Genomic DNA, 19,818 nt, shown 5'->3' on the forward strand with positions numbered 1-19,818 from the left:
GTACGAGCCGTGCCTCGGTGATGGCGGCGACGGCCTTGGCCAGCTCCGTCTTGCCCACTCCGGCGGGGCCCTCCACCAGCAGCGGCTTGCCGAGGGCGGCGGCGAGGTAGACGGTCGTGGCGATCGCGTCGTCGGCCAGGTAGTCCACGGCCGCGAGACCCTCACGGACGTCGACGGGCGAGCTGAAGGTCATCTACGCTCCAGGCCAGAGAACGAACCGAACCGCGTTCGAACCTACCCCACGCCGTTCGTCCCTCGAATCCCGTGAGAACGATCACCATGGGGACCGGTGCCCACAGTGTGGCCGAATCGCCAGGATAGGGACATGACTGTACGACACGCATTGGTCCTCGGCGGTGGCGGTGTGGCGGGGATCGCCTGGGAGACGGGCGTGCTCGTGGGCCTGGCCGACGCGGGCGTCGACGTACTCGGCGCCGACCTGATCGTCGGGACGTCGGCCGGATCGGCCGTCACCGCCCAGTTGAGCAGTGGCCTGCCACTGGAGGACCTGTTCCGGCGGCAGGTCGACCCCGCGCTGCAGGCGCGGGAGATCCCCGCCGAGTTCGATCTGCCCACCTACGTCACGACGATCGCAGAGGTCTTGGCGGGAGCGGAGGACGCCCTGGAGATGCGCCGCCGCGTCGGCGCCTGGGCGCGGGAGGTCCCCACGGTCCCGGAGAAGGAGCGGCGGGAGGCGATCGCGTCACGTCTGCCGTCGTTCGACTGGCCGGAGCGCCCGATCGCCATCGTCGCCGTCGACGCGGAGACGGGTGAACGGCGGATCTTCGATCCCGAGTCCGGCGTCGACCTGGTCGACGCGGTCGCGGCCAGCTGCGCCGTACCCGGGATCTGGCCCCCGGCCTCCATCGACGGCCGCCGGTACGTCGACGGCGGCGCCCACTCCAACGAGAACGCCGACCTCGCGTTGGGATACGACCGCGTGCTGATCGTGTCCCCCATGCCCGCCGGCTCTCCGGCTCCGCCCTGGGGCGGCGGGCTGGGCGAGAACGTCGAAGCCCTGCGCCACCGGGGCTCCACCGTCACCGTCATCCACCCCGACGAGGCCTCCCTCACCGCGATGGGCACCAACCCCCTCGACCCGTCGGTCCGGGAGGCCGCGGCCCACGCGGGCCGCGGCCAGGGCCGCCGCGAGGCCGACCGCACCGCCCGCGGGTGGTGATCGAGTCGCCGGTGAACATCACGGTGCTTTCCGGCCGGAGAGTGATCGTCATGTGTGCTCCTTGATTTCGATTGAGGAATGGGGTTTCACGCCGGATCGCCGAACCAGCGGCCGGCGGCCCGCTCGAACGCTTCACGGTCGGAGTCGCGATCGCCTGCCCAGGCGACCGTCCCGTCGGGTCGGACGAGCACGGCCCCGAATCCCAGGTCGTTCCTCGCCGGCCCGGCCGCATACCGGATCCGGCTCTCCCAGCCCATCGCCGGACGGCGATGCGCGGCGACGTGGAGGCGGCCCTGGCCTGCTTCCGGCAGGTCGGCGACCGCTGGGGCCAGGCCACCGCGCTGCCGATGCGCGCCCAGCTGCGGCAATACGACGACGACCTCGACGGCGCGCTGGCCGACCTGCGCGAGGCCCGGTCGCTGGCCGGCAGCGTACGGGCCTCGCTCTGCCTGGAGACGGGTGACCTGGCCGACGCGGAGAGGGCGCTGGAGAAGGCGTACGCGGCGGCGCTGGAGACCCGGGACCTGCCGATCCTGTCGCTGTGGCGGTGAAACACGGCCGCGCTCGCCGCGGCGCAGGGGCGGCAGCACGAGTCGGCCGTCCCGCTCGGTGCCGCGTCCCGGCTGCGCGGCGCTCACGACCGCCCCGATCGGCAGGTTCGCGAGCTCACCCGCCGGGGGCGGGCCGCGCTGGCCGAGGATGCCTTCGCCGCGGCGTACGAGAAGGGGTGGGAGCTGGACGGGAGGACGGCCGTGACCGAAGTCGACCCGGCCCGGCTGCGCCGCTGACCCAGGGCGGCTCACCCGGATCCCGGGTGATCGATCCCGCGCCGAGCCTTGTCGGCCGCTCATCGACCGCCACGTCCAGAGTCCGGGAATCAGACGCCGACGGTGCCGTCGATGGCCTCGCGGATGAGGTCGGCGTGGCCGTTGTGGCGGGCGTACTCGTGGATCAGGTGGAGCATCACCATGCGCAGCGAGACGTCCTCGTCCCACTTGGGCTGATGGCCGGTGACGTCGAGGGAGTCCGCGGACTCCTCGATGCGGCGGGCGTGCTCAACCTCCGCCTGCCAGGCCGCGAAGGCCTCCGACCGCGTCGACGTGCTCGCGTCGTACGCCACCTGGTAGTCGCGCTCGTCCGACCACACGAGGGGGATGTCCTCGCCGCTCATCACGATGCGGAACCAGGTTCGCTCGACCTCGGCCATGTGGCGTACGAGGCCGAGCAGGGACAGCGTCGAGGACGGCACCGCCGCGCGGCGCAGGTCGTCGTCGGACAGGCCCTCGCACTTCATCGCGAGCGTCGCGCGGTGGAAGTCGAGGAAGGCGCGCAGCATCTCGCGCTCTCCCCCGATGACTGGCGGGGCGATCCTGTCGACGGTCATGGCGGAATTCTGCCGTACGGCGCCGCCTGACAAGATCAGGGGCATGGAGCAGCACTCGGTGTTGCTGGACAGGATCAGGCTCGCCGACTGGGGAGCCGTGCACTCCTGGGCCTCCCAGGCAGCGGTCTGCCGGTTCCAGCTCTGGGGGCCGAACACCGAGGAGCAGACGCGGGCGTTCGTGGCGGCCGCCGCCGAGGCGTGGTCACACGTGCCCCAGAAGAGGTTCGCCTATGTGGCCCGTATCGACGGGGACGCGGTCGGCATGGGCGAACTGCGTGTCCGAAGCTTCGAGCAGCGCCGAGGCGAGATCAGCTATGTGGTGCACCCGCGCGCGTGGGGTCGTGGTGTGGGCACGGCGATCGGGCGGGAACTGCTCTCCCATGGTTTCGAGCGACTGGGACTTCACTGGATCTTCGCCACCTGCGACCCGCGGAACCTCGCGTCGGCGCGGGTGCTGGCCAAGCTGGGCATGACCTGGGAAGGACGGCATCGTCACACCGCGCTGATCCGGGATGGCTGGCGGGACTCGGAGGTGTTCGGCATCCTCGAAGACGAGTGGCGCGCGGGCATGGGCCCTTCCGAGTCCCACGCCGCGGGCAGCCTCCGGCACCCTGCCCCGTAGTCTCTCCCGCGGTTCGAGGTACGGCCGAGGTCAGGTCGTGGCGGGCTCCGGGAGCGGGGACGCCGTGGCGGGCAGGCAGAGGGACTCGCCGAGGATGTCGAGCAGCGCGCGGGACGCCGGGTTGTTCGTCGGCCCGTCCGTGGGCACCGCGACCGACACCCGCCAGGACGGCGGGGTGTCCCGCAGCGGCAGGACGCGGACGTTCTCTTTCTTCTTGTACGCGATCCGCCGGGGCACCAGGGCCACGCCGAGGTCCGCCCCGACGAAGTCGAGCAGGCTGTGCACGTCGTTGACCTCCAGGGCGACGCGCCGGCGCAGGCCGGCCGCCTCGAAGGCCCGGTCCGTGACCTGGCGCGATCCCCAGTCCGCGTGGAAGTCGACGAAGGACTCGCCCTCCAGTTGCGACCAGTCCACCGCGTCGCAGGCGGTGAGCCGGTGGTCCGGATGGCAGACGAGCATCATCGGCTCCGTCGTCAGCGAGGTCAGGGTGACTCCCGGCGGCGGGTCCGCCGCGGTCGCCACGAAGGCCAGGTCCAGGCGTGCGGCCCGGACCTCCTCGACGAGGTGGGCGGAGCCGGCCTGGCGCAGCCGGATCTCGACGCCGGGGTGCGATGACCGAAATCGGGACAGCACCGCGGGCAGGTCGACGACCCCCAGGCACTGCTCCGCGCCGATGCAGAGCGTGCCGCGCAGGAGGCCCTGGACGGCGGCGACGGCGTTGCGGGCCGCGGCGACGCTGGCGAGGGTACGCCGGGCCTCGGCCAGCAGGGCGCGGCCCGCCTCGGTCAGCTCGACCCGGCGGGTGCTGCGGATGAACAGCGGCGCGCCGAGCTCGCGTTCGAGCGCGCGGATCGACGCGGACAGGCCGGACTGGGCCAGGTGCAGGCGTTCGGCGGCGCGGGTGAAGTGCGCCTCCTCCGCCACCGCCACGAAGTACTCGAGATGCCGCAGTTCCACGATTGAGCACTCTAACTGCTTGATCTCATCGGTTTCTTCTGTTGGACACCCGGTGCCCCGAGCGAGCAAGGTTCAAAGGGTCGCCCGGTCCGGGCATGCCCGCCGGTTCGCGGGTATGAGGGCCGGGGTCGCCGCGCGTCGTCGCACCCCTGTGCGGGGCCGCGCGCGACGACGGCCGTTTCTCACGCAGGATGTCTCGGAGGTTTTCTCATGCGCACTCGCCGGATCGGCGATGTCCAGGTCGGCGCGATCGGACTCGGGGGGATGCCCATGTCCATCGATGGGCGGCCGGAGGAGAGCCGTTCCATCGCCACCATCCACGCGGCCCTCGACGCGGGGGTGACCCTCATCGACACGGCCGACGCGTACAGCCTGGGCGCGGACGACGTGGGGCACAACGAGTCCCTCATCGCCGGGGCCCTGGCCTCGTACGGCGGTGACGCCTCGGACGTGCTGGTCGCGACCAAGGGTGGTCATACGCGTACGGCGGACGGCGGCTGGGCGCGGGACGGCTCGCCCGAGCACCTGCGGCGGGCGTGCGAGGCGTCGCTGAAGCGGCTCGGGGTGGAGGCCATCGGCCTGTACCAGTTCCACCGGCCGGACCCCGCCGTCCCGTACGCCGAGTCCGTCGGAGCGATCCGCGACCTTCTCGACGAGGGGAAGATCCGGATGGCCGGCATCTCCAACGCGAACCCGGACCAGATCCGTCAGGCGCAGGAGATCCTCGGCGGCCGCCTGGCGTCGGTGCAGAACGAGTTCTCGCCGAGGTTCCGGAGCAGCGAGCCCGAGCTGCGGTTGTGCGACGAACTCGGCATCGCCTTCCTGCCCTGGAGCCCGCTCGGCGGCATTCCCAAGGCGGGCGACCTGGGGAGCGCGCACTCGGCGTTCGGGCGGGTCGCGCAGGCGCACGGGGTGAGCCCGCAGCAGGTCTGCCTGGCCTGGATGCTGGCGAAGTCCCCGGTGGTGATCCCGATTCCGGGGTCCAGCCGCCCGGAGACGATCCGCGACTCGGTGGCCGCGGCCGACTTGGAGCTCACGCCGGAGGAGCTCGCCGAGCTCGACGCGGCCTGACCGACCGGGTCCGGGCGGGATCGCGCCGTTGTTGCCGTTCGGCGGCGAGCCTAAGCTTTGCCGCCATGGGCGATGACGAGCTGCGGTTGCGGCCTGTGAACCGGGACGACCTGGCGGTGATCGAGAGGCTCACGGGTGATCCGGAGGCGACCGGCGAGCACGGCTGGCTCGGCTGGTCCGAGCAGTGGCGCTTCCGAAGGCGCTGGGAGGAGAACGGCATGCTGGACGACGACGGCGGCGTCCTCATGGCGGTGCGCGGCGACGAGCGGCTGGGGTTCGTCTCGTGGCGCAGGCAACCCACGGCGCGCACGTCGTACTGCTGGAACATCGGCGTCGCCATGCGGCCCGAGGTGCGCGGTCTCGGGTACGGCACCGAGGCGCAGCGGTCGCTCGTGCGGTACCTGTTCGCGCACACGCAGGTCAACCGGATCGAGGCGATCACCGAGGTCACCAACGCGGCCGAGCAGTGGGCGCTGCAGAAGGCCGGCTTCACCCGCGAGGGCGTGCTCCGCGGTTACGCGTTCCGCGACGGCGCCTGGCGCGACGTGCTCGTCTACAGCGTCCTGCGCCACGAGCTCGAGGCCTGACCGGCCGACGCCTTTACATTGTAGATCGCTGATAGGCCGACGCCGCCGACCTCGTCACGGAGACCATGACGGGGGCGGCGGCGTCGCCGTGCGGGCCGAGGATCAGGCCTCGATGTTGGACATCACGTGCTTGACGCGGGTGTAGTCCTCGAAGCCGTACATCGACAGGTCCTTGCCGTACCCGGAGTGCTTGAAGCCCCCGTGCGGCATCTCGGCGACGAGCGGGATGTGCGTGTTGATCCAGACGCAGCCGAAGTCGAGCCGCCGCGAGACGCGCATCGCCCGGCCGTGGTCGCGGGTCCACACCGAGGAGGCGAGGCCGTACTTGACGCCGTTGGCCCAGCGGACGGCCTCGTCCTCGTCGGAGAAGCGCTGCACGGTGATGACCGGGCCGAAGATCTCCTGCTGCACCGCCTCGTCGTCCTGGCGCAGCCCGGAGACGACGGTCGGCTCGTAGAAGAAGCCCTGCTCGCGGGTGCGGGAGCCGCCGGCGGTCACGGACGCGTGGTCGGGCAGCCGGTCGATGAAGCCCGCGACCCGGTCGAGCTGCACGGCGTTGTTCAGCGGGCCGTACAGGACGTCCTCGTCGTCGGGCAGGCCGGTGCGGGTCTGGGCGGCCTGCTCGGTCAGGGCGGCGACGAAGTCGTCGTGGACGCGCGGGGAGGCCAGCACCCGGGTCGCGGCCGTGCAGTCCTGGCCGGCGTTGAAGTAGCCCGCCTCGGCGATCGCCTGGGCCGCGGCCTCGACGTCCGCGTCGTCGAAGACGATGACGGGCGCCTTGCCGCCCAGCTCCAAGTGCACCCGCTTGAGGTCGGCGGCGGCCGACTGGGCGACCTCGGTGCCGGCGCGCACCGACCCGGTGATGGAGACCATCTGCGGGACGGGGTGCTCGACGAGGAGCCGTCCGGTGTCGCGGTCGCCGCAGACGACGTTGAAGACGCCCGGCGGCAGGAACTCCGCGGCGATCTCGGCCAGCGCGGCCGTCGTCACCGGGGTCGTGTCGGACGGCTTGAGCACGACCGTGTTGCCCGCGGCGATGGCCGGCGCGAACTTCCAGACCGCCATCATCATCGGGTAGTTCCACGGCGTGACCTGCGCGCACACGCCGATCGGCTCACGCCGGATCCAGGAGGTGTGGCCCGCCATGTACTCCCCGGCGGAGCGGCCCTCCAGGATCCGCGCCGCGCCGGCGAAGAACCGGATCTGGTCGACCATCGGCGGGATCTCCTCCGACGCCGTCAGGCCGATCGGCTTGCCGGTGTTCTCCGACTCGAGCGCGACCAGCTCGTCGGCGCGGGCCTCGATGGCGTCCGCGATGCGCAGCAGCGCGAGCTGCCGCTCGGCGGGCGTGGTGTCGCGCCAGGTCTCGAACGCGCGCGACGCGGCGTCGAACGCCGCGTCGACCTCGGCCTGCCCCGAGACCGGGGCCGTGCCGAACGCCTCGCCGGTGACGGGGCTGATCAGGTCCGCGGTACGGCCGTCGGCCGTGTCGGCCGGCGAGCCGTTCACGAAGTTACGGACGGTGCGCTTCATTGCGGGCGGTCCTTCCTGAAGTCATGGCGTTGTCTCGGCGACCGGCGCTACAGGCCGCGGGTGTCCCCGGAGACGCGCTGGGCGAGGTACACCGGAACGACGGACAGCACGATCAGCGCGGCGGCCACGACGTTGACGATGGGTGCCTGGTTCGGCCGGAACAGGTTGTTGAAGATCCAGATCGGCAGCGTCTGCACTCCCGCCCCGGCCGTGAACGTCGTCACGATGATCTCGTCGAACGACAGCGCGAACGACAGCAGCCCGCCGGCCAGCAGCGCGGAACGCAGCAGCGGAAAAGTAACGTACCTGAAGGTCTGGAAGGTGTCGGCGCCCAGATCGGCCGACGCCTCCTCGACGCGCGTGCCGAGCCGGCGCAGCCGGGCCAGCACGTTGTTGAAGATGGTGACGACACAGAAGGTCGCGTGGCCGACGACGACGGTGAACAGGCCGAGTTGGATGCCCAGCGGCGACAGCACCGTGCGGAAGGCGTTGTTCAGCGCGATGCCCGTGACGATGCCGGGCAGCGCGATCGGCAGGATGACCAGCAGCGACACCGTGTCGCGGCCGAAGAACCGGTAACGCTGCACGGCGAACGCCGCCATCGTGCCGAGCACGAGGGCCACCGCGGTGGCCCCGAGCCCGGCCTTGACCGACGTCCACAGCGCCGTGCGCACGCCGCCGTTGCCCCACGCCGTCGACCACCAGTGCCCCGTCAGGTGCGAGGGCGGCCAGGCGAACGCCTTGTCGGCGTTGAACGAGTTGATGAGCACGACGAGAAGCGGCACGTAGATGACGGCCAGGCCGAGGATCATCCCGGCCCGGAGCGCGATCCGCGCGCCTCGTGACAAGGTCATTGCAGGTGTCTCCGGGCGGTCAGAGGTTGTCCAGCGCGCCGGTGCGGCGCACGGCGACCAGGTAGATCACCATGATCACCACCGGGATCGTCGCGACGGCCGCGGCGAACGGCAGGTTGTTGGCGGCGCCGATGTTGTCGTAGACGACGTTGCCGATGAGCTGGCTCTTGCCGCCCACGATCTTCACCGTGATGTAGTCGCCGAGCGAGAGCGAGAACGTGAAGATCGATCCCGCGATCACCGCCGGGATGGCGACGGGCCAGATCACCGTCCGGAATGTCCGGAAGGTCCGGGCACCGAGGTCGCCCGCGGCGTCCAGCAGCGAGTTCGGCAGCCGCTCCAGGCCCGCGTAGATCGGCAGGATCATGTACGGGAGCCAGAGGTAGGCCAGGGTCACGATGGTGGCCGGCAGGCCGTACCCGGGGCCGTGGATCCCGAACGGGTCGAGGATCCAGCTCAGCACCCCGGACCCGGAGAACATGATCCGCCAGGCGTACGCCTTGACGAGGTAGCTCGCCCACAACGGCGTCAGCACCGCGATGACCAGCCAGCGCTGGGCCCGCGGCGAAGCGATCTTGGCCATGTAGAAGGCCATCGGGAAGGCGACCGCGACATCGACGACGGTGACCGCCGCGGCCACGCCGACGCTCCGCAGCGTGATCGTCCGGTAGACGCTCTGGTTCCACAGCTCCTGGAAGTTGCCCAGGTCGAACTGCTTGACCACCTCGCCGGTGAAGTCGTCCGTCGTCCAGAACGCGGCGGCGAACAGCGCTGCCAGGGACCCGAGGTATGCCACGACGAGCCAGAGCAGCGGCGCGGACAGCAGCGCGGCCAGCCGGAGGTACGGCCTGCGGTGAAGCAGCCCGGCGAGCCGGCGAACCGGCCCGCCGGGCGTGACAGTGGTGCTCATCAGCCCTTGATCTGCGTCCAGGCCTGCGTCCACTTGGCGTAGTCCACGCACTTCACGTTCGTGCGTCCGTCGATGCACTGCGTGATGGGCGTGTTCCAGTAGTGGACCTTCGTCCAGTACGGCGCGTCCGCGGCGTGGTAGGTGTCGCAGAACTTCTTGTCATCGGTCAGCGCGCAGGCCTTGCTGTTGGCCGGCGCCTCGCCCCAGCTCTCGGCGATCTGCGCGTTCACCTTCGGGGAGACCACCCAGTCGAGCCACTTGTAGGCGCAGTTCGGGTGCTTGGCGTTGGCCGCCACCATCCAGGTGTCGGACCAGCCGGTGGCGCCCTCCTTGGGCAGCGTCGTCTGGACCGGGGTCTTGTCGGCCGTCAGCCCGTTCGCGATGACCTGCCAGGTCGTGCCGAGGACGGTGTCACCGCTCTTGAACGACTGCTGGATCTTGGTGGCGTCCGACCAGTACTCGCCGACGAGCTGCTTCTGCTCCTTGAGCAGGTTCACCGCCGCGTCGAACTGCTTCTGGTCCAGGGCGTACGGGTCCTTGATGCCCAGGGCGGGCTGGGTCGACATGAGGTACAGCGCGGCGTCGGCGATGTAGATCGGCGAGTCGTAGGCGGTGATGTGGCCCTTGTACGGGGAGTTCGGGTCGAAGACCACGCTCCAGGAGTCGGGCGCCGTCGTCACCTTGTCGGTCCGCCACATCAGCATGTTGGCGCCACGGCCGTGCGGGATGCCGTACATCTTGCCGTTCACGGAGTTCCACGGCTTGTTCTTCAGGTCCGGGAAGATGTCGGCGTAGTTCGGGACCAGGCTCGTGTTGACCGGGGCGACGGTGCCGCCGGCGATGAGGCGCAGCGAGGCGTCGCCCGAGGCGGAGACCGCGTCGTACTCCCCGGTCTTCATCAGGCTGACCATCTCGTCCGACGTGCCGGCCACCTTGTTGTTCACCTTGCAGCCGGTCTGCTTCTCGAACGGGTGGACCCAGTCCAGGTCCTTGTTGTTCGAGCCGTCCTCCACATAGCCGGCCCAGGAGACCAGGTTCACCTGGCCCTCGCCCGTACCGAGCGACTGCAGCGCGGGAATGTTCGGGGGCGTGAACCCTCCGGCACCGGTCCCATGGTGGGACTTGCCGCTGTTGCCGCCGCAGCCCGCGGCGAGAAGGGACACGGCGGCCATCGCGACGAGCGCGAGGCGCGTGGCGCGCATGGAAACTCCGATCAGATGGGGGGTTTTCTCGGGGAAGACCGCGGCTCAGGCCGCGGTGAGCCGGCCGGTCGGGCGGTGACCGGCCGAGATCACGTCGGACCGGGGATGGCGAACTCGTGCTCACGACGCCACGCGAGCCTGACCCGGGCTTCGCGCAGCTTCAACACGTCCATCGAGGAGGACTGCAGGTTCTGCTGCAGTGCCACCAACCGGCCCCCGGCGTCGAGGTCGACGACGAACCGGGTTGCCGCCCCCGCGTAGACGACCTCCGCGACCGTGCCGGTCGCGGAGTGCTCGCCTTCGGGCAGCTCCGCGTCGAGATCCGTATCGACGCGGAGCTTCTCCGGCCGGACGCTGTAGACGCCCGGCCGGCCGAGTATCGACTGGGCCGCCTCGCCCTCGATGAGGTTCGAGGTGCCGACGAACCCCGCGACGAACGCCGACGCCGGCTTCTCGTACACCTCCGCGGGCGACCCGACCTGCTCGATCCGGCCCGCGTTGAACACCGCGACCCGGTCGGCCATGGTCAGTGCCTCCTCCTGGTCGTGCGTCACGAACAGGAAGGTGATGCCGACCTCGCGCTGGATGGCCTTCAGCTCGACCTGCATCTCCTCGCGGAGCTTGAGGTCGAGGGCGCCGAGCGGCTCGTCGAGCAGCAACACCTTGGGGCGGTTGACGAGCGCACGTGCCAGCGCCACGCGCTGCCGCTGCCCCCCGGACAGCTGGCCCGGCTTGCGCGCCTCGAAGCCCTCGAGGCGGACGGACGCCAGCGCCGTCAGGGCGCGCTCCCGGCGCTCGGCCTTCGGGACCTTCTTCACCTTGAGGCCGTACTCGACGTTGGCCAGGACGTTCATGTGGGGGAACAGCGCGTAGTCCTGGAAGACGGTGTTGACGTCGCGCTCGAAGGGCGGCAGTTTCGTCACGTCGCGGCCCCCGAGGCGGATCTCCCCGGAGGTCGGCGTCTCGAAGCCGGCGATCATGCGCAGCACCGTCGTCTTACCCGATCCGGAGGGGCCCAGCATGGCGAAGAACTCGCCGTCCTGGATCTCCAGGTCGACACCGGCGACGGCGACGACCTCTCCGAAGGTCTTGCGTACCGCGCGGAGGGCGACCGCGGCGGAAACGCCGGGCTCTTCGGTGTTCATCTGAATCATCTATCCCTTGATCTGCGTCCAGAGTTCCGTCCACTTCGCGTAGTCGACGCAACTCGTTCCGCGAGAATCACCACAGTCTGCGACCGGAGTCTTCCAGAAGGCAAGCCTCTTATAGAAGTCGACGTCGCCCACCCGGAACTGCGCGCAGAACCCCTTCGCCGCGTATTTGCAGGCCTTCGGGTTGGCGGGGGCCTCACCGAACCACTGCGCCACCGCCGCCTGCACCTTGGGGGACTGGATCCAGTTCATCCACTTGTACATGCAGTTCGGGTGCTCGGCGTGTGACGCGACCATCCAGGTGTCCGACCACCCGGTGGCGCCCTCCGTCGGAATGGTCGTCCCGATGGGGGCCTTCTCCGTCTTGGCGAGGTTGGCGGTCACCTGCCAGGCCGTGCCCGCGTAGTTGTCACCCGCCTTGAACGCCTCGACCTCGTCCAGGTAGTTCGACCAGTACTGGTTGACGTTCGGGCGCTGCTTCTTCAGCAGGTCGACGGCCGCGTCGAACTGCTTCTGCGAGAGCTCGTACACGTCGTTGATCTTGAGATCCGGGCGGTGCGCCTTCAGGTACAGCGCGGCGTCGGCGATGTAGATCGGCGAGTCGTACGCGACGACGTGGTCGGCGGCGGCGCTGCCCGAGTCCCAGACGATGCTCCAGGACGCCGGCGTGTTCGGGATCTTGTCCGTGCGGTACGTGAGGTAGTTCGCGCCGTAGCCGTGCGGCGCGCCGTACATCTGGCCCTTGACCGAGTTGTACGGCTGGTTCTTCAGGTACGACGGGATGTCGCGGTAGTTCTTCAGCAGGTTCGTGTTGACCGGCGCGACGAGGCCGCCGTAGATGAGCCGCAGCGACGAGTCGCCCGAGGCCGAGACGCCGTCGTACTGCCCGGTCTTCATCAGCGCGTACATCGAGTCGGACGTGTCGGCGACCTTCGCGTCGACCTTGCAGCCGGTCTTCTTCTCGAAGGGATGCACCCAGTCGACGTGTTTGTCGGTGGAGCCGTCCTCGGCGTATCCCGCCCAGATCACCAGGTTGAGCCTTCCCTCGGAAGGCCCGATCTCCTGTTGCGTGGCGACGTGCGGCACCGACGCGGCCTTGCTCCCGCCCGAACCTCCTCCGCAACCGGCCGCGGCCAGGATGACGGCCGCCGCGCACGCGAGCCTGGTGAGTGATCCGAATTTCATGACATCTCCTCGTCCAGGGCGACCTCATAGCGCAGGTTCACGAGGCGTACGACCGAGGAGTGGGCGCCCAGCGGCTCGGCGCAGCCGAGGCCGGCGTCGCTGGCGAGCTTGGCGAGGCGCTCGAAGTCGATCTCCGGTCCGACGACGAACGGGGCGATGGCGATGCGCTGCCCACCGGACTCGCGCAGCCGCCCCACCGCGTCGGCGACCGTCGGGCGGCCGTCGATGGACGCGGCGACGACCGGCACGGCGAGCCGGGCGGCGAGGAGGACGGCGGTCATGTCGGCCTCACGGACGGCCGGGTCGCCGCCGACCGTGGCGACGATGACGCCGTCGACGGACGCGCCGATGCTGAACTGCCGGATCCGGTCCGCGCGCGCCAGGCCGCTGTCCGCGAGCCGTACGTGCAGTGCCTCCGCCAGCAGGGGGTGCGGGCCGAGCGGATCGGTGACGGTCACCCGCGCGCCGGTCTCCGCGACCACCGCGTTGATGTCGCGGTACGTCTGCGGGTGCGGGCCGGTGACCAGCGGGACCACGACCGCCGAGCGACCCTCGGGCAGGCCCCGCAGGTTGTCCGCGAGCGCGGGGCCGCCGATGGCGGCGACCCGGATGTCGATGTCGGAACGGGACGTGCGGATGAGCCCGGCGATCTCGTTGCCGACGTCCGGGACCGTCCCGGGTACCGCCAGGACGAGGACCGGGGCGTCGGGGGGAAGATCGCCGCTGCCCGGCCGGCGGTGACGCCCGCCGGGTAGCGGCGAGCGTCCACGTACGGGGAGCGTCTCCGGGGGCTGGTCGTCATGGATCACGATCGCGGATTCTAGGGGTGTCCGGAGGAGGATGCGGAGTCCTTGTCACCGATCGTCCGAAATCCAGTTCTCGGACCGACCTGAGAGCCTTGGGTCGATAAATGCGCCCCTACCTGCAGTTATTCGGCGCCCAACACACGTTTCTCCCCCTCAAGGCGTCGGGTGTTTGATGCCCGATATTTACAGAGGCGGCCAGTGTGCGCCGTGATGTCTAGTAGAGTCTCGCGCGTTCACACGGTGTTTCTCCCGCCTCACTGAAAGTCGAGCCTGTCGCGGTGCAATCTAAGGACCGACGAGTGGGATCAGATGTCAGTCGGCGGTCGTCCCGCTCCCGGGTCGGCCGCGTGCTCGGGTCAGTCCGCTTCAAGATAGTTCTGCTGCTCATCGTCCCGCTGGTGTCACTCACCACTCTGTGGGCGTTCGCGGCCGACATCACCCTGGGCGACGGCCTGAACCTCCGGCACGTCAACACGATCCAGGACCACCTGAACTACCCCTCCGGAGGCCTGGGCAGCGCCCTGGAGCAGGAGCGCCGGCTGTCGGTGGTCTTCTTGGGCAGTAAGTCCGCCGGCGACCGGGCGTCGATGGAGTCCGGCCGCCTCGTCACCGACCGGCAGGCCGACCTGTTCCGGCGGCTGGCCGCCGACGCCGGCGCACAGAAATACGCCAACGCCCAGGCCCGGCAGTGGACGCACGAGGTGCTCGTACACCTCGAAAACCTGCCGACCAAGCGGCGGGCGATCGACAGCGGTAAGACTAGCCGCATGCAGGCGTTGTCCGACTACTCCGACACGATCGCCGACATCATCTCCCTTCAGTCGTCGCTGTCGACGCTGAGCGACCCGGACGTCACCAAGGACGCCAAGACCGAGGTCGCCCTGGCACGGGCGCGGGAGATCCTGTCCCAGGAGGACGCGCTGCTGGCCGGCGCGCTGGCCACCGGTCGCCTGACGTTCCCCGAGCACGTGCAGTTCACCAAGCTCGTCGGGACCCAGCGCAGTCTCTACGACCAGGTCGTCCCCGACCTGCGCCCCGCCGACCGCGCCTACTACCAGCGGATCGTCTCGACGCCCGAGTACACCGGCCTGCAGGCGCTGGAGGACCAGTTCACCGACAACATGCCGCATGAGTCCCACTCGGGCACGGGCGGGATGGCGGGGATGGCCGGCAAGCCGGCCCCGAACCCGCTGGCCGGCATGGACGTCAAGTGGAAGATCAAGGTCACCTCCATCCTGACGCGACTGCGCGGCCTCGAGCTGTCGTCGTCGGCGAGCGCCGCCCAGCGCGCCAAGCCCATCTCGGACGGCATCATCCGGAACGTCGCGCTGGCCGGCGCCCTCGGTCTGCTCGCGGTCATCGCCTCGCTCATCCTGTCGCTGTGGGTGGGCCGCTCGGTCATCCGCGACCTGACCGGCCTGCGCCGCGCGGCCCTCGACCTGGCCAATGAGCGGCTGCCCAGCGTCATCCGCCGGCTGCGCCGCGGCGAGGACGTCGACGTCGGCGCCGAGGCCCCGCCGCTGTCCTTCGGCACCCGGGAGATCGACCAGGTCGGCCAGGCGTTCAACGCCGCCCGCCGCACCGCGATCCAGGGCGCGGTCGAGGAGGCCGCGCTGCGCCGCAGCATCAGCGAGGTCTTCCTCAACCTGGCGCGCCGCAACCAGGCGCTGCTGCACCGCCAGCTCAACCTCCTGGACTCCATGGAGCGCCGGGTCACCGAGCCCGACGAGCTGGACGACCTGTTCCGTCTCGACCACCTGGCGACCCGCATGCGCCGCCACGCGGAAGGTCTCATCATCCTGTCCGGGCAGGCGCCCGGCCGTGGCTGGCGCAACCCGGTCCCGGTCGTCGACGTCGCCCGTGCCGCCGCGGCCGAGGTGGAGGACTACGCGCGGGTCAACGTGTCGGCCATGCCCCGCGTGGCCGTCGCCGGCCCCGCGGTCGCGGACCTCATCCACCTGCTCGCCGAGCTCATCGAGAACGCGACGCTGTTCTCCCCGCCGGACACCACCGTCCAGGTGACGGGGCAGACCGTGGCGCACGGCTTCGCGTTCGAGGTGGAGGACCGGGGCCTGAGCATGGACCAGGCCAGCCTCGACCGCGCCAACGAGCGGCTGACTAATCCGCCGGACTTCGACCTGTCCAACAGCGCCCAGCTCGGCCTGTTCGTCGTCGGCCGGCTGGCCCAGCGGCACCGGGTGCAGGTCACGCTCCGCACCTCGCCGTACGGCGGGACGACCGCCATCGTGCTGCTGCCCGACGCGGTCGTCGCCGGCGGCAACGAGCGGCCCGAGCTGGAGTCCGGTCCCGCGACCACGCGACGCGGCGAGGAGGCCCTGGTCCCGATCGGCGCGATCGGCGCGCCGACCCGCCCCACCGACACCGGTCCCATCACGGGTCCGATCACCGGGCCGATCCAGGCGATCCGGGGCGACCGGCCGCCGCTCCCCCAGCGCCGCTCCGACACCGGCTCGCAGGCCGCCTACACGACCGGTCCGTACGACGCGAAGCCGTACGGCGGCGGCGGTTCCCGCGGCTCCGACGCGCGGTCGCAGGACACCGCCGGCCAGGAGACGGGTCCGGACACGGGATCCTTCCCCTCCGCCTACGGGTCGAGCCCGTACGCCGCGGACCTCGGCGGCCACGACGCCCTCCCCACCGCGTACGGCGAGGGGCCGGAGGCCGGGGACGGCTACGAGGCCGGAACGACCGGCTACTCGCCTGAAACGGGGGGATACTCCGCTGGATCACGCGGGTACTCCCCCGGCGTGACGGAATCGAGCGGTTACTCCACCGGAATGACGGACACAGGCGGATACTCCACGGGTGCGACGTCGTACGAAGACGGCACGGGTCTGGGCGGCACGCGGCCCGGCGCGCGGAGCGATCAGTGGCCGTCGGTCGGCGACGGCGTCGGCGACGACCGGCCGCCGCTGCCGACCCGGCAAGGCGGGGCACAAGGCCGTTCGCTGTTCGAACCGACCGACGAGCCCGCGGAGGCCGCCCGGCCCGAGGCGGCCGCGTCGCCCGGCGCGACCGCCGAGCCCTCGACCTCCGGAACCAGGCCGGCCCTCCCGCGCCGGGTCCGGCAGGCGAACCTGGCCCCCCAGCTTCGCGAAGAGGTCGAGCCCGTGAACAATGCGACCAGCAACGAGCGTTCGCCGGAAGAGCTCCGCACCATGCTGAGCTCCATTCAGAAGGGATGGCTGCGCGGCCGCTCGGACGCCGAGCAGCCCGCCACCCATCACGAAGAGGAGGACATCTGATGTCAGCGGGTTCTGCGGGGGAACTCAACTGGCTGCTGGACAGCCTCGTCAACCGTGTCGCGCAGGTGCGGCAGGCGGTGGTGCTGTCCAGCGACGGCCTGCTGGTCGGCGGGTCCGCCGGCCTCACGCGGGAGGACGCCGAGCACCTGTCGGCGGTCGCCGCGAGCTTCCAGAGCCTCGCCCGCAGCGCCGGACGCCAGTTCGGCGGCGGGGGCGTGCGTCAGACGATCGTCGAGATGGACCACGCGTTCCTGTTCGTCACGGCGGCCGGCTCCGGCGCCTGTCTCGCTGTGCTGGCGGGCTCCGACGCGGACGTCGGCATGATCGCCTACGAGATGGCGATGCTGGTCAAGCGCGTCGGCCAGCACATGTCGACGCTGCCTCGCTCGGCCGTGGAATCGTGAGGCCGCGATGGTGCGCGGAGACCACAGAGGGCGCCGGGCGGCGGCGACCGCCCGGCGATCGCCCATCAGGCGGGACGGCTGAATGAGCGAATGGCTCGACGACGAGGCCGGACCGGTCGTCCGGCCCTACGCGCTCACGCGAGGCCGTACCAGAGCCTCGCGTGAGGGCTTCGACCTCATCGCGATCATCGCGACGGCGGCGACGTCGACGTTCGCCCCCCCGAACGCCGGCCCGGAGCACGTCGCCATCCTCGACCTGTGCGTACGCCCGCTGTCGGTGGCGGAGATCTCAGCGAAGCTGAAGCTCCCCCTGGGCGTCGTCCGGGTCCTGCTGGGGGACCTGCTCGACCTCGGGCTGATCGTCGTACGCCGTCCTGAAACAGAGAACCGTCTTCCCAATGAACGGCTTTTGAAGGAAGTGCTCAATGGACTCCAGGCGCTCTGACCCCTCACGGGGCGCTGCCGCCATGCCGCTCGCCGTGAAGATCCTCGTCGCGGGCGGATTCGGCGTGGGTAAGACGACCCTGGTGGGTGCCGTCAGCGAGATCAAGCCGCTGCGCACCGAGGAACAGCTGACGGACCGCAGCGTCGGCATCGACGACACCTCAGGTGTGGAGCGCAAGACCACGACCACGGTGGCGATGGACTTCGGCCGTATCACCATCCGCGACGGTCTCGTCCTGTACCTGTTCGGCACGCCCGGCCAGGACCGGTTCTGGTTCATGTGGGACGAGCTGGCCCTCGGCGCCCTCGGGGCGGTCGTCCTCACCGACACCCGCCGCCTCGCCGACTCGTTCCCGTCGATCGACTACTTCGAGCGGCGGCGGCTGCCGTTCATCGTGGGCGTCAACTGCTTCGACGGCGCGGTCCGCTACGACACCGAGGAGATCCGCGCGGCGCTGGACCTGGACCCCAGGGTGCCGGTGATCCTCTGCGACGTGCGTCGGCGCGAGTCCGGCAAGCAGGTCCTGATCGCTCTCGTGGAGCACGTCCTGGCCGTCATGGCCGAGCGTCAGCGCCAGGCCGGCGCGGTGATCCGGTAGCGGCACCCGCGCACCGGGCCGGTGAGCGCTCGCGGGCTCCTGCGGGCGGCCCGCGCTACAGGCGCTTCAGCTCTTCGAGCGCGTCGGCGAGGTGGGTCGGCAGCGGGGTGAACATGGCCGACACCTGGTTGCCGTGGGCGTCGTCGTCGAGTGAGCGGGTGGAGACGGGGACCGCCGCGATGAGCGGTCGGCCGGGCAGGGCGTCGTGGTCGATCAGCCAGCGCCGGAGCGCGCTCGCGCACAGCGCCATCACGACGTCGTTGACGCTGACGCCCAGCGCGTGCCGGACCTTCTTCACCTCGTCCAGGGGAAGCGAGCCGACCGCGACCCGCCGGTGCCGTGTCACCGTTCCGTTGAAGGGTGTCCGAGGCGCGGTCAGGTCCGCCTGAGGGGGGACCTCGCCCGTACGCGCGGCCGTGCGCAGCGCGCCGGTGAGGACGCCGACCCCGGGCAGGCGCCCGACCAAGGGGAAGGTGTCGAGGTAGGGGACCGCGCGCAGCAGCCCCCCGGTCGTGCGCAGCGGATGCACGGCGGCGCGGGCGGCCGCGCCGGCCAGCAGGCTCCAGGCGCCCGGGGGACGCTCGGGCCGCCAGCGGTCGGCGGCGTCCACCTGACGCGGTTCGGGTTCCAGGTCGAGCAGGGCGGCGACGATCTGCGCGGCGGCGACGCCGTCGATGAGCGCATGATGGATCTTGGCGTACAGCGCGATCCGGCCGCCGCGCAGACCCTGCACCAGGTACATCTCCCAGAGCGGGCGAGCCCGGTCCAGCGGTCGCTGGTGCAGCCGCGCCACCTGCTCGGCGAGCTGCCGGTCGTCGCCCGGCTCCGGGAGGGCGATCTCGCGGACGTGGTACTCCAGGTCGAAGTCCGGGTCCTCGATCCAGTACGGGTGGTCGAGCCCGAAGGGCACCTCGGCCAGCCGCCAGCGGAACTGCCGCACCAGCGGAAGGCGCCGGCGCATCAACTCCATCAGGTCGTCGAGGGTCAGGCGGCCGCCCGGCGCCCCGCTGGGGTCCGAGACGGCCAGGCCGGCGATGTGCGCGACCGTGCCCCGCGACTCGACGTTGAGGAACTGCGCGTCAAGGGCACTGAGCTGGCGCATCGGCCGACCTTTCGCCTCACCCCGCCGTCGGCGCTTCGCGGCACCCCCGGACCGGACGCCCGACGGCCGGTCGTCTCCTTCGTCCTTCTCGGTATTTCGGCGCGAGCGAGGAAGTCAAACCTCGCGAACGCCTGCATAATCCGCCATCAGCGTCGTCTGCCGCCCTAAACGCAGCGCACTGATTTGTCGCGATACATCGCTTGTTCGGGCGAGATATCACTGTCTGTGATTAAGGCCAGGTCTGAGGCGGAATGCCGGGCCGGCGGGCGCGGAAAAGTGACGGGTGGCGACACCGAACTTCCCGGAAGGGTGGTGCCCGCTTCCGGTGATGGGGAGAATGGGCTGACGTCCCTGCTCACTCAGAGTTATGGTGCGAGACCATGCCCCTTGACCCCCAGTCCCCCATCGGTGGGACCGGCTCCCCGCCGGCCGGCGACGCCGGCCGGTGCGCCGGGGTGGCCCGCGGTCCCGGCGGCGCGGGGGGCGGGGCGCCGGGGGGGGTGTGCGGGGGGCCGGGCGCGGGGGGGGGGCGCCGGGGGGGGGGGCGCCCCGGCGGGGGAG

Annotated in this window: 20 protein-coding genes and 1 pseudogene; 9 read left to right on the forward strand and 12 right to left on the reverse strand. The window is 70.8% G+C overall.

The window, feature by feature from the left end:
• A pseudogene (locus tag AB0L00_RS39055) lies at positions 1–193 on the reverse strand (MoxR family ATPase); the annotation flags it as partial.
• A gap of 132 nt (positions 194–325) precedes the next feature.
• On the opposite strand from AB0L00_RS39055, the gene AB0L00_RS39060 reads away from it, so the two are divergent.
• Entirely contained in the window at positions 326–1,180 is an 855-nt protein-coding gene (locus AB0L00_RS39060; RefSeq protein ID WP_364442583.1) for a patatin-like phospholipase family protein, read from the forward strand.
• 86 nt (positions 1,181–1,266) lie between these two features.
• On the opposite strand, the gene AB0L00_RS39065 is transcribed toward AB0L00_RS39060, so the two are convergent.
• Positions 1,267–1,437, reverse strand: a complete 171-nt coding sequence (locus tag AB0L00_RS39065; protein WP_364442585.1) for a hypothetical protein — start codon at positions 1,435–1,437, stop codon at positions 1,267–1,269.
• A 12-nt stretch (positions 1,438–1,449) separates the two neighbouring features.
• Here AB0L00_RS39065 and AB0L00_RS39070 point away from each other — a divergent pair, with 12 nt between their 5' ends.
• Complete coding sequence (locus AB0L00_RS39070; RefSeq protein WP_364442586.1) at positions 1,450–1,731, forward strand: hypothetical protein; 282 nt, start codon at positions 1,450–1,452, stop codon at positions 1,729–1,731.
• 326 nt (positions 1,732–2,057) lie between these two features.
• On the opposite strand, the gene AB0L00_RS39075 is transcribed toward AB0L00_RS39070, so the two are convergent.
• Positions 2,058–2,564, reverse strand: coding sequence for a DinB family protein (locus AB0L00_RS39075; RefSeq protein WP_364442587.1), 507 nt, complete (start codon positions 2,562–2,564; stop codon positions 2,058–2,060).
• Between AB0L00_RS39075 and AB0L00_RS39080 the strand changes: the two genes are divergently transcribed.
• On the forward strand, positions 2,563–3,186 hold the full coding sequence (locus AB0L00_RS39080) for a GNAT family protein (protein ID WP_364442588.1): 624 nt from the start codon (positions 2,563–2,565) through the stop codon (positions 3,184–3,186). The two genes, AB0L00_RS39075 and AB0L00_RS39080, sit on opposite strands and share 2 nt — an antisense overlap.
• Before the next feature lie 30 nt (positions 3,187–3,216).
• Here the strand turns inward: AB0L00_RS39080 and AB0L00_RS39085 are convergent, their stop codons facing one another.
• The gene (locus AB0L00_RS39085) at positions 3,217–4,143 is read right to left on the reverse strand and encodes a LysR family transcriptional regulator (protein ID WP_364442590.1); all 927 of its coding nucleotides are present in this window, start codon (positions 4,141–4,143) and stop codon (positions 3,217–3,219) included.
• A gap of 210 nt (positions 4,144–4,353) precedes the next feature.
• On the opposite strand from AB0L00_RS39085, the gene AB0L00_RS39090 reads away from it, so the two are divergent.
• The gene (locus AB0L00_RS39090) at positions 4,354–5,214 is read left to right on the forward strand and encodes an aldo/keto reductase (RefSeq protein WP_364442591.1); all 861 of its coding nucleotides are present in this window, start codon (positions 4,354–4,356) and stop codon (positions 5,212–5,214) included.
• A 65-nt stretch (positions 5,215–5,279) separates the two neighbouring features.
• A complete protein-coding gene (locus tag AB0L00_RS39095; protein ID WP_364442592.1) occupies positions 5,280–5,801 on the forward strand; it encodes a GNAT family protein in 522 nt (173 codons plus the stop codon).
• A 102-nt stretch (positions 5,802–5,903) separates the two neighbouring features.
• On the opposite strand, the gene AB0L00_RS39100 is transcribed toward AB0L00_RS39095, so the two are convergent.
• The 7 genes from AB0L00_RS39100 to AB0L00_RS39130 form a co-directional block, all read right to left on the reverse strand.
• A complete protein-coding gene (locus AB0L00_RS39100; RefSeq protein WP_364442593.1) occupies positions 5,904–7,334 on the reverse strand; it encodes a gamma-aminobutyraldehyde dehydrogenase in 1,431 nt (476 codons plus the stop codon).
• A 47-nt stretch (positions 7,335–7,381) separates the two neighbouring features.
• Positions 7,382–8,188 carry an ABC transporter permease gene (locus tag AB0L00_RS39105; protein ID WP_364442595.1) on the reverse strand — a complete coding sequence of 269 codons (807 nt, stop codon included), beginning with the start codon at positions 8,186–8,188 and terminating at the stop codon, positions 7,382–7,384.
• Between the two features lie 19 nt (positions 8,189–8,207).
• The gene (locus AB0L00_RS39110) at positions 8,208–9,098 is read right to left on the reverse strand and encodes an ABC transporter permease (protein ID WP_364442596.1); all 891 of its coding nucleotides are present in this window, start codon (positions 9,096–9,098) and stop codon (positions 8,208–8,210) included.
• Positions 9,098–10,300 carry an ABC transporter substrate-binding protein gene (locus tag AB0L00_RS39115; protein ID WP_364442597.1) on the reverse strand — a complete coding sequence of 401 codons (1,203 nt, stop codon included), beginning with the start codon at positions 10,298–10,300 and terminating at the stop codon, positions 9,098–9,100. Before AB0L00_RS39115 ends, AB0L00_RS39110 begins: the two co-directional genes overlap by 1 nt.
• A gap of 89 nt (positions 10,301–10,389) precedes the next feature.
• On the reverse strand, positions 10,390–11,445 hold the full coding sequence (locus tag AB0L00_RS39120) for an ABC transporter ATP-binding protein (protein WP_364442598.1): 1,056 nt from the start codon (positions 11,443–11,445) through the stop codon (positions 10,390–10,392).
• 9 nt (positions 11,446–11,454) lie between these two features.
• Complete coding sequence (locus AB0L00_RS39125) at positions 11,455–12,636, reverse strand: ABC transporter substrate-binding protein (protein ID WP_364442600.1); 1,182 nt, start codon at positions 12,634–12,636, stop codon at positions 11,455–11,457.
• Entirely contained in the window at positions 12,633–13,445 is an 813-nt protein-coding gene (locus tag AB0L00_RS39130; RefSeq protein ID WP_345364627.1) for a hypothetical protein, read from the reverse strand. The genes AB0L00_RS39125 and AB0L00_RS39130 overlap by 4 nt, the downstream gene beginning before the upstream one ends.
• Before the next feature lie 395 nt (positions 13,446–13,840).
• Here AB0L00_RS39130 and AB0L00_RS39135 point away from each other — a divergent pair, with 395 nt between their 5' ends.
• From AB0L00_RS39135 to AB0L00_RS39150, 4 genes are all read left to right on the forward strand, one after another.
• On the forward strand, positions 13,841–16,708 hold the full coding sequence (locus AB0L00_RS39135) for a nitrate- and nitrite sensing domain-containing protein (protein ID WP_364442601.1): 2,868 nt from the start codon (positions 13,841–13,843) through the stop codon (positions 16,706–16,708).
• Entirely contained in the window at positions 16,708–17,112 is a 405-nt protein-coding gene (locus tag AB0L00_RS39140; RefSeq protein ID WP_364442603.1) for a roadblock/LC7 domain-containing protein, read from the forward strand. Before AB0L00_RS39135 ends, AB0L00_RS39140 begins: the two co-directional genes overlap by 1 nt.
• Positions 17,113–17,194: 82 nt before the next feature.
• On the forward strand, positions 17,195–17,557 hold the full coding sequence (locus AB0L00_RS39145) for a DUF742 domain-containing protein (protein WP_364442604.1): 363 nt from the start codon (positions 17,195–17,197) through the stop codon (positions 17,555–17,557).
• Positions 17,558–17,579: 22 nt separating this feature from the next.
• On the forward strand, positions 17,580–18,155 hold the full coding sequence (locus AB0L00_RS39150) for an ATP/GTP-binding protein (protein WP_345364633.1): 576 nt from the start codon (positions 17,580–17,582) through the stop codon (positions 18,153–18,155).
• A 55-nt stretch (positions 18,156–18,210) separates the two neighbouring features.
• Here AB0L00_RS39150 and AB0L00_RS39155 read toward each other — a convergent pair whose 3' ends face one another.
• Complete coding sequence (locus tag AB0L00_RS39155; RefSeq protein WP_364442605.1) at positions 18,211–19,257, reverse strand: wax ester/triacylglycerol synthase family O-acyltransferase; 1,047 nt, start codon at positions 19,255–19,257, stop codon at positions 18,211–18,213.
• Between the last annotated feature and the right edge of the window lie 561 nt (positions 19,258–19,818).

It is taken from the genome of Actinoallomurus sp. NPDC052308 (genome assembly GCF_040679195.1).
Classification (GTDB): Bacteria; Actinomycetota; Actinomycetes; order Streptosporangiales; family Streptosporangiaceae; genus Actinoallomurus; species Actinoallomurus liliacearum.

Excerpts from the sequence above, each read along its gene's own strand:
- AB0L00_RS39090 (WP_364442591.1), top strand. The coding sequence starts at position 4,354 with ATGCGCACTCGCCGGATCGGCGATGTCCAGGTCGGCGCGATCGGACTC.
- AB0L00_RS39060 (WP_364442583.1), top strand. The coding sequence starts at position 326 with ATGACTGTACGACACGCATTGGTCCTCGGCGGTGGCGGTGTGGCGGGG.
- AB0L00_RS39075 (WP_364442587.1), bottom strand. The coding sequence starts at position 2,564 with ATGACCGTCGACAGGATCGCCCCGCCAGTCATCGGGGGAGAGCGCGAG.
- AB0L00_RS39110 (WP_364442596.1), bottom strand. The coding sequence starts at position 9,098 with ATGAGCACCACTGTCACGCCCGGCGGGCCGGTTCGCCGGCTCGCCGGG.
- AB0L00_RS39100 (WP_364442593.1), bottom strand. The coding sequence starts at position 7,334 with ATGAAGCGCACCGTCCGTAACTTCGTGAACGGCTCGCCGGCCGACACG.
- AB0L00_RS39125 (WP_364442600.1), bottom strand. The coding sequence starts at position 12,636 with ATGAAATTCGGATCACTCACCAGGCTCGCGTGCGCGGCGGCCGTCATC.
- AB0L00_RS39095 (WP_364442592.1), top strand. The coding sequence starts at position 5,280 with ATGGGCGATGACGAGCTGCGGTTGCGGCCTGTGAACCGGGACGACCTG.
- AB0L00_RS39105 (WP_364442595.1), bottom strand. The coding sequence starts at position 8,188 with ATGACCTTGTCACGAGGCGCGCGGATCGCGCTCCGGGCCGGGATGATC.
- AB0L00_RS39120 (WP_364442598.1), bottom strand. The coding sequence starts at position 11,445 with ATGAACACCGAAGAGCCCGGCGTTTCCGCCGCGGTCGCCCTCCGCGCG.
- AB0L00_RS39065 (WP_364442585.1), bottom strand. The coding sequence starts at position 1,437 with ATGGGCTGGGAGAGCCGGATCCGGTATGCGGCCGGGCCGGCGAGGAAC.
- AB0L00_RS39080 (WP_364442588.1), top strand. The coding sequence starts at position 2,563 with ATGGCGGAATTCTGCCGTACGGCGCCGCCTGACAAGATCAGGGGCATG.
- AB0L00_RS39140 (WP_364442603.1), top strand. The coding sequence starts at position 16,708 with ATGTCAGCGGGTTCTGCGGGGGAACTCAACTGGCTGCTGGACAGCCTC.
- AB0L00_RS39155 (WP_364442605.1), bottom strand. The coding sequence starts at position 19,257 with ATGCGCCAGCTCAGTGCCCTTGACGCGCAGTTCCTCAACGTCGAGTCG.
- AB0L00_RS39070 (WP_364442586.1), top strand. The coding sequence starts at position 1,450 with ATGCGCGGCGACGTGGAGGCGGCCCTGGCCTGCTTCCGGCAGGTCGGC.
- AB0L00_RS39150 (WP_345364633.1), top strand. The coding sequence starts at position 17,580 with ATGCCGCTCGCCGTGAAGATCCTCGTCGCGGGCGGATTCGGCGTGGGT.
- AB0L00_RS39115 (WP_364442597.1), bottom strand. The coding sequence starts at position 10,300 with ATGCGCGCCACGCGCCTCGCGCTCGTCGCGATGGCCGCCGTGTCCCTT.
- AB0L00_RS39145 (WP_364442604.1), top strand. The coding sequence starts at position 17,195 with ATGAGCGAATGGCTCGACGACGAGGCCGGACCGGTCGTCCGGCCCTAC.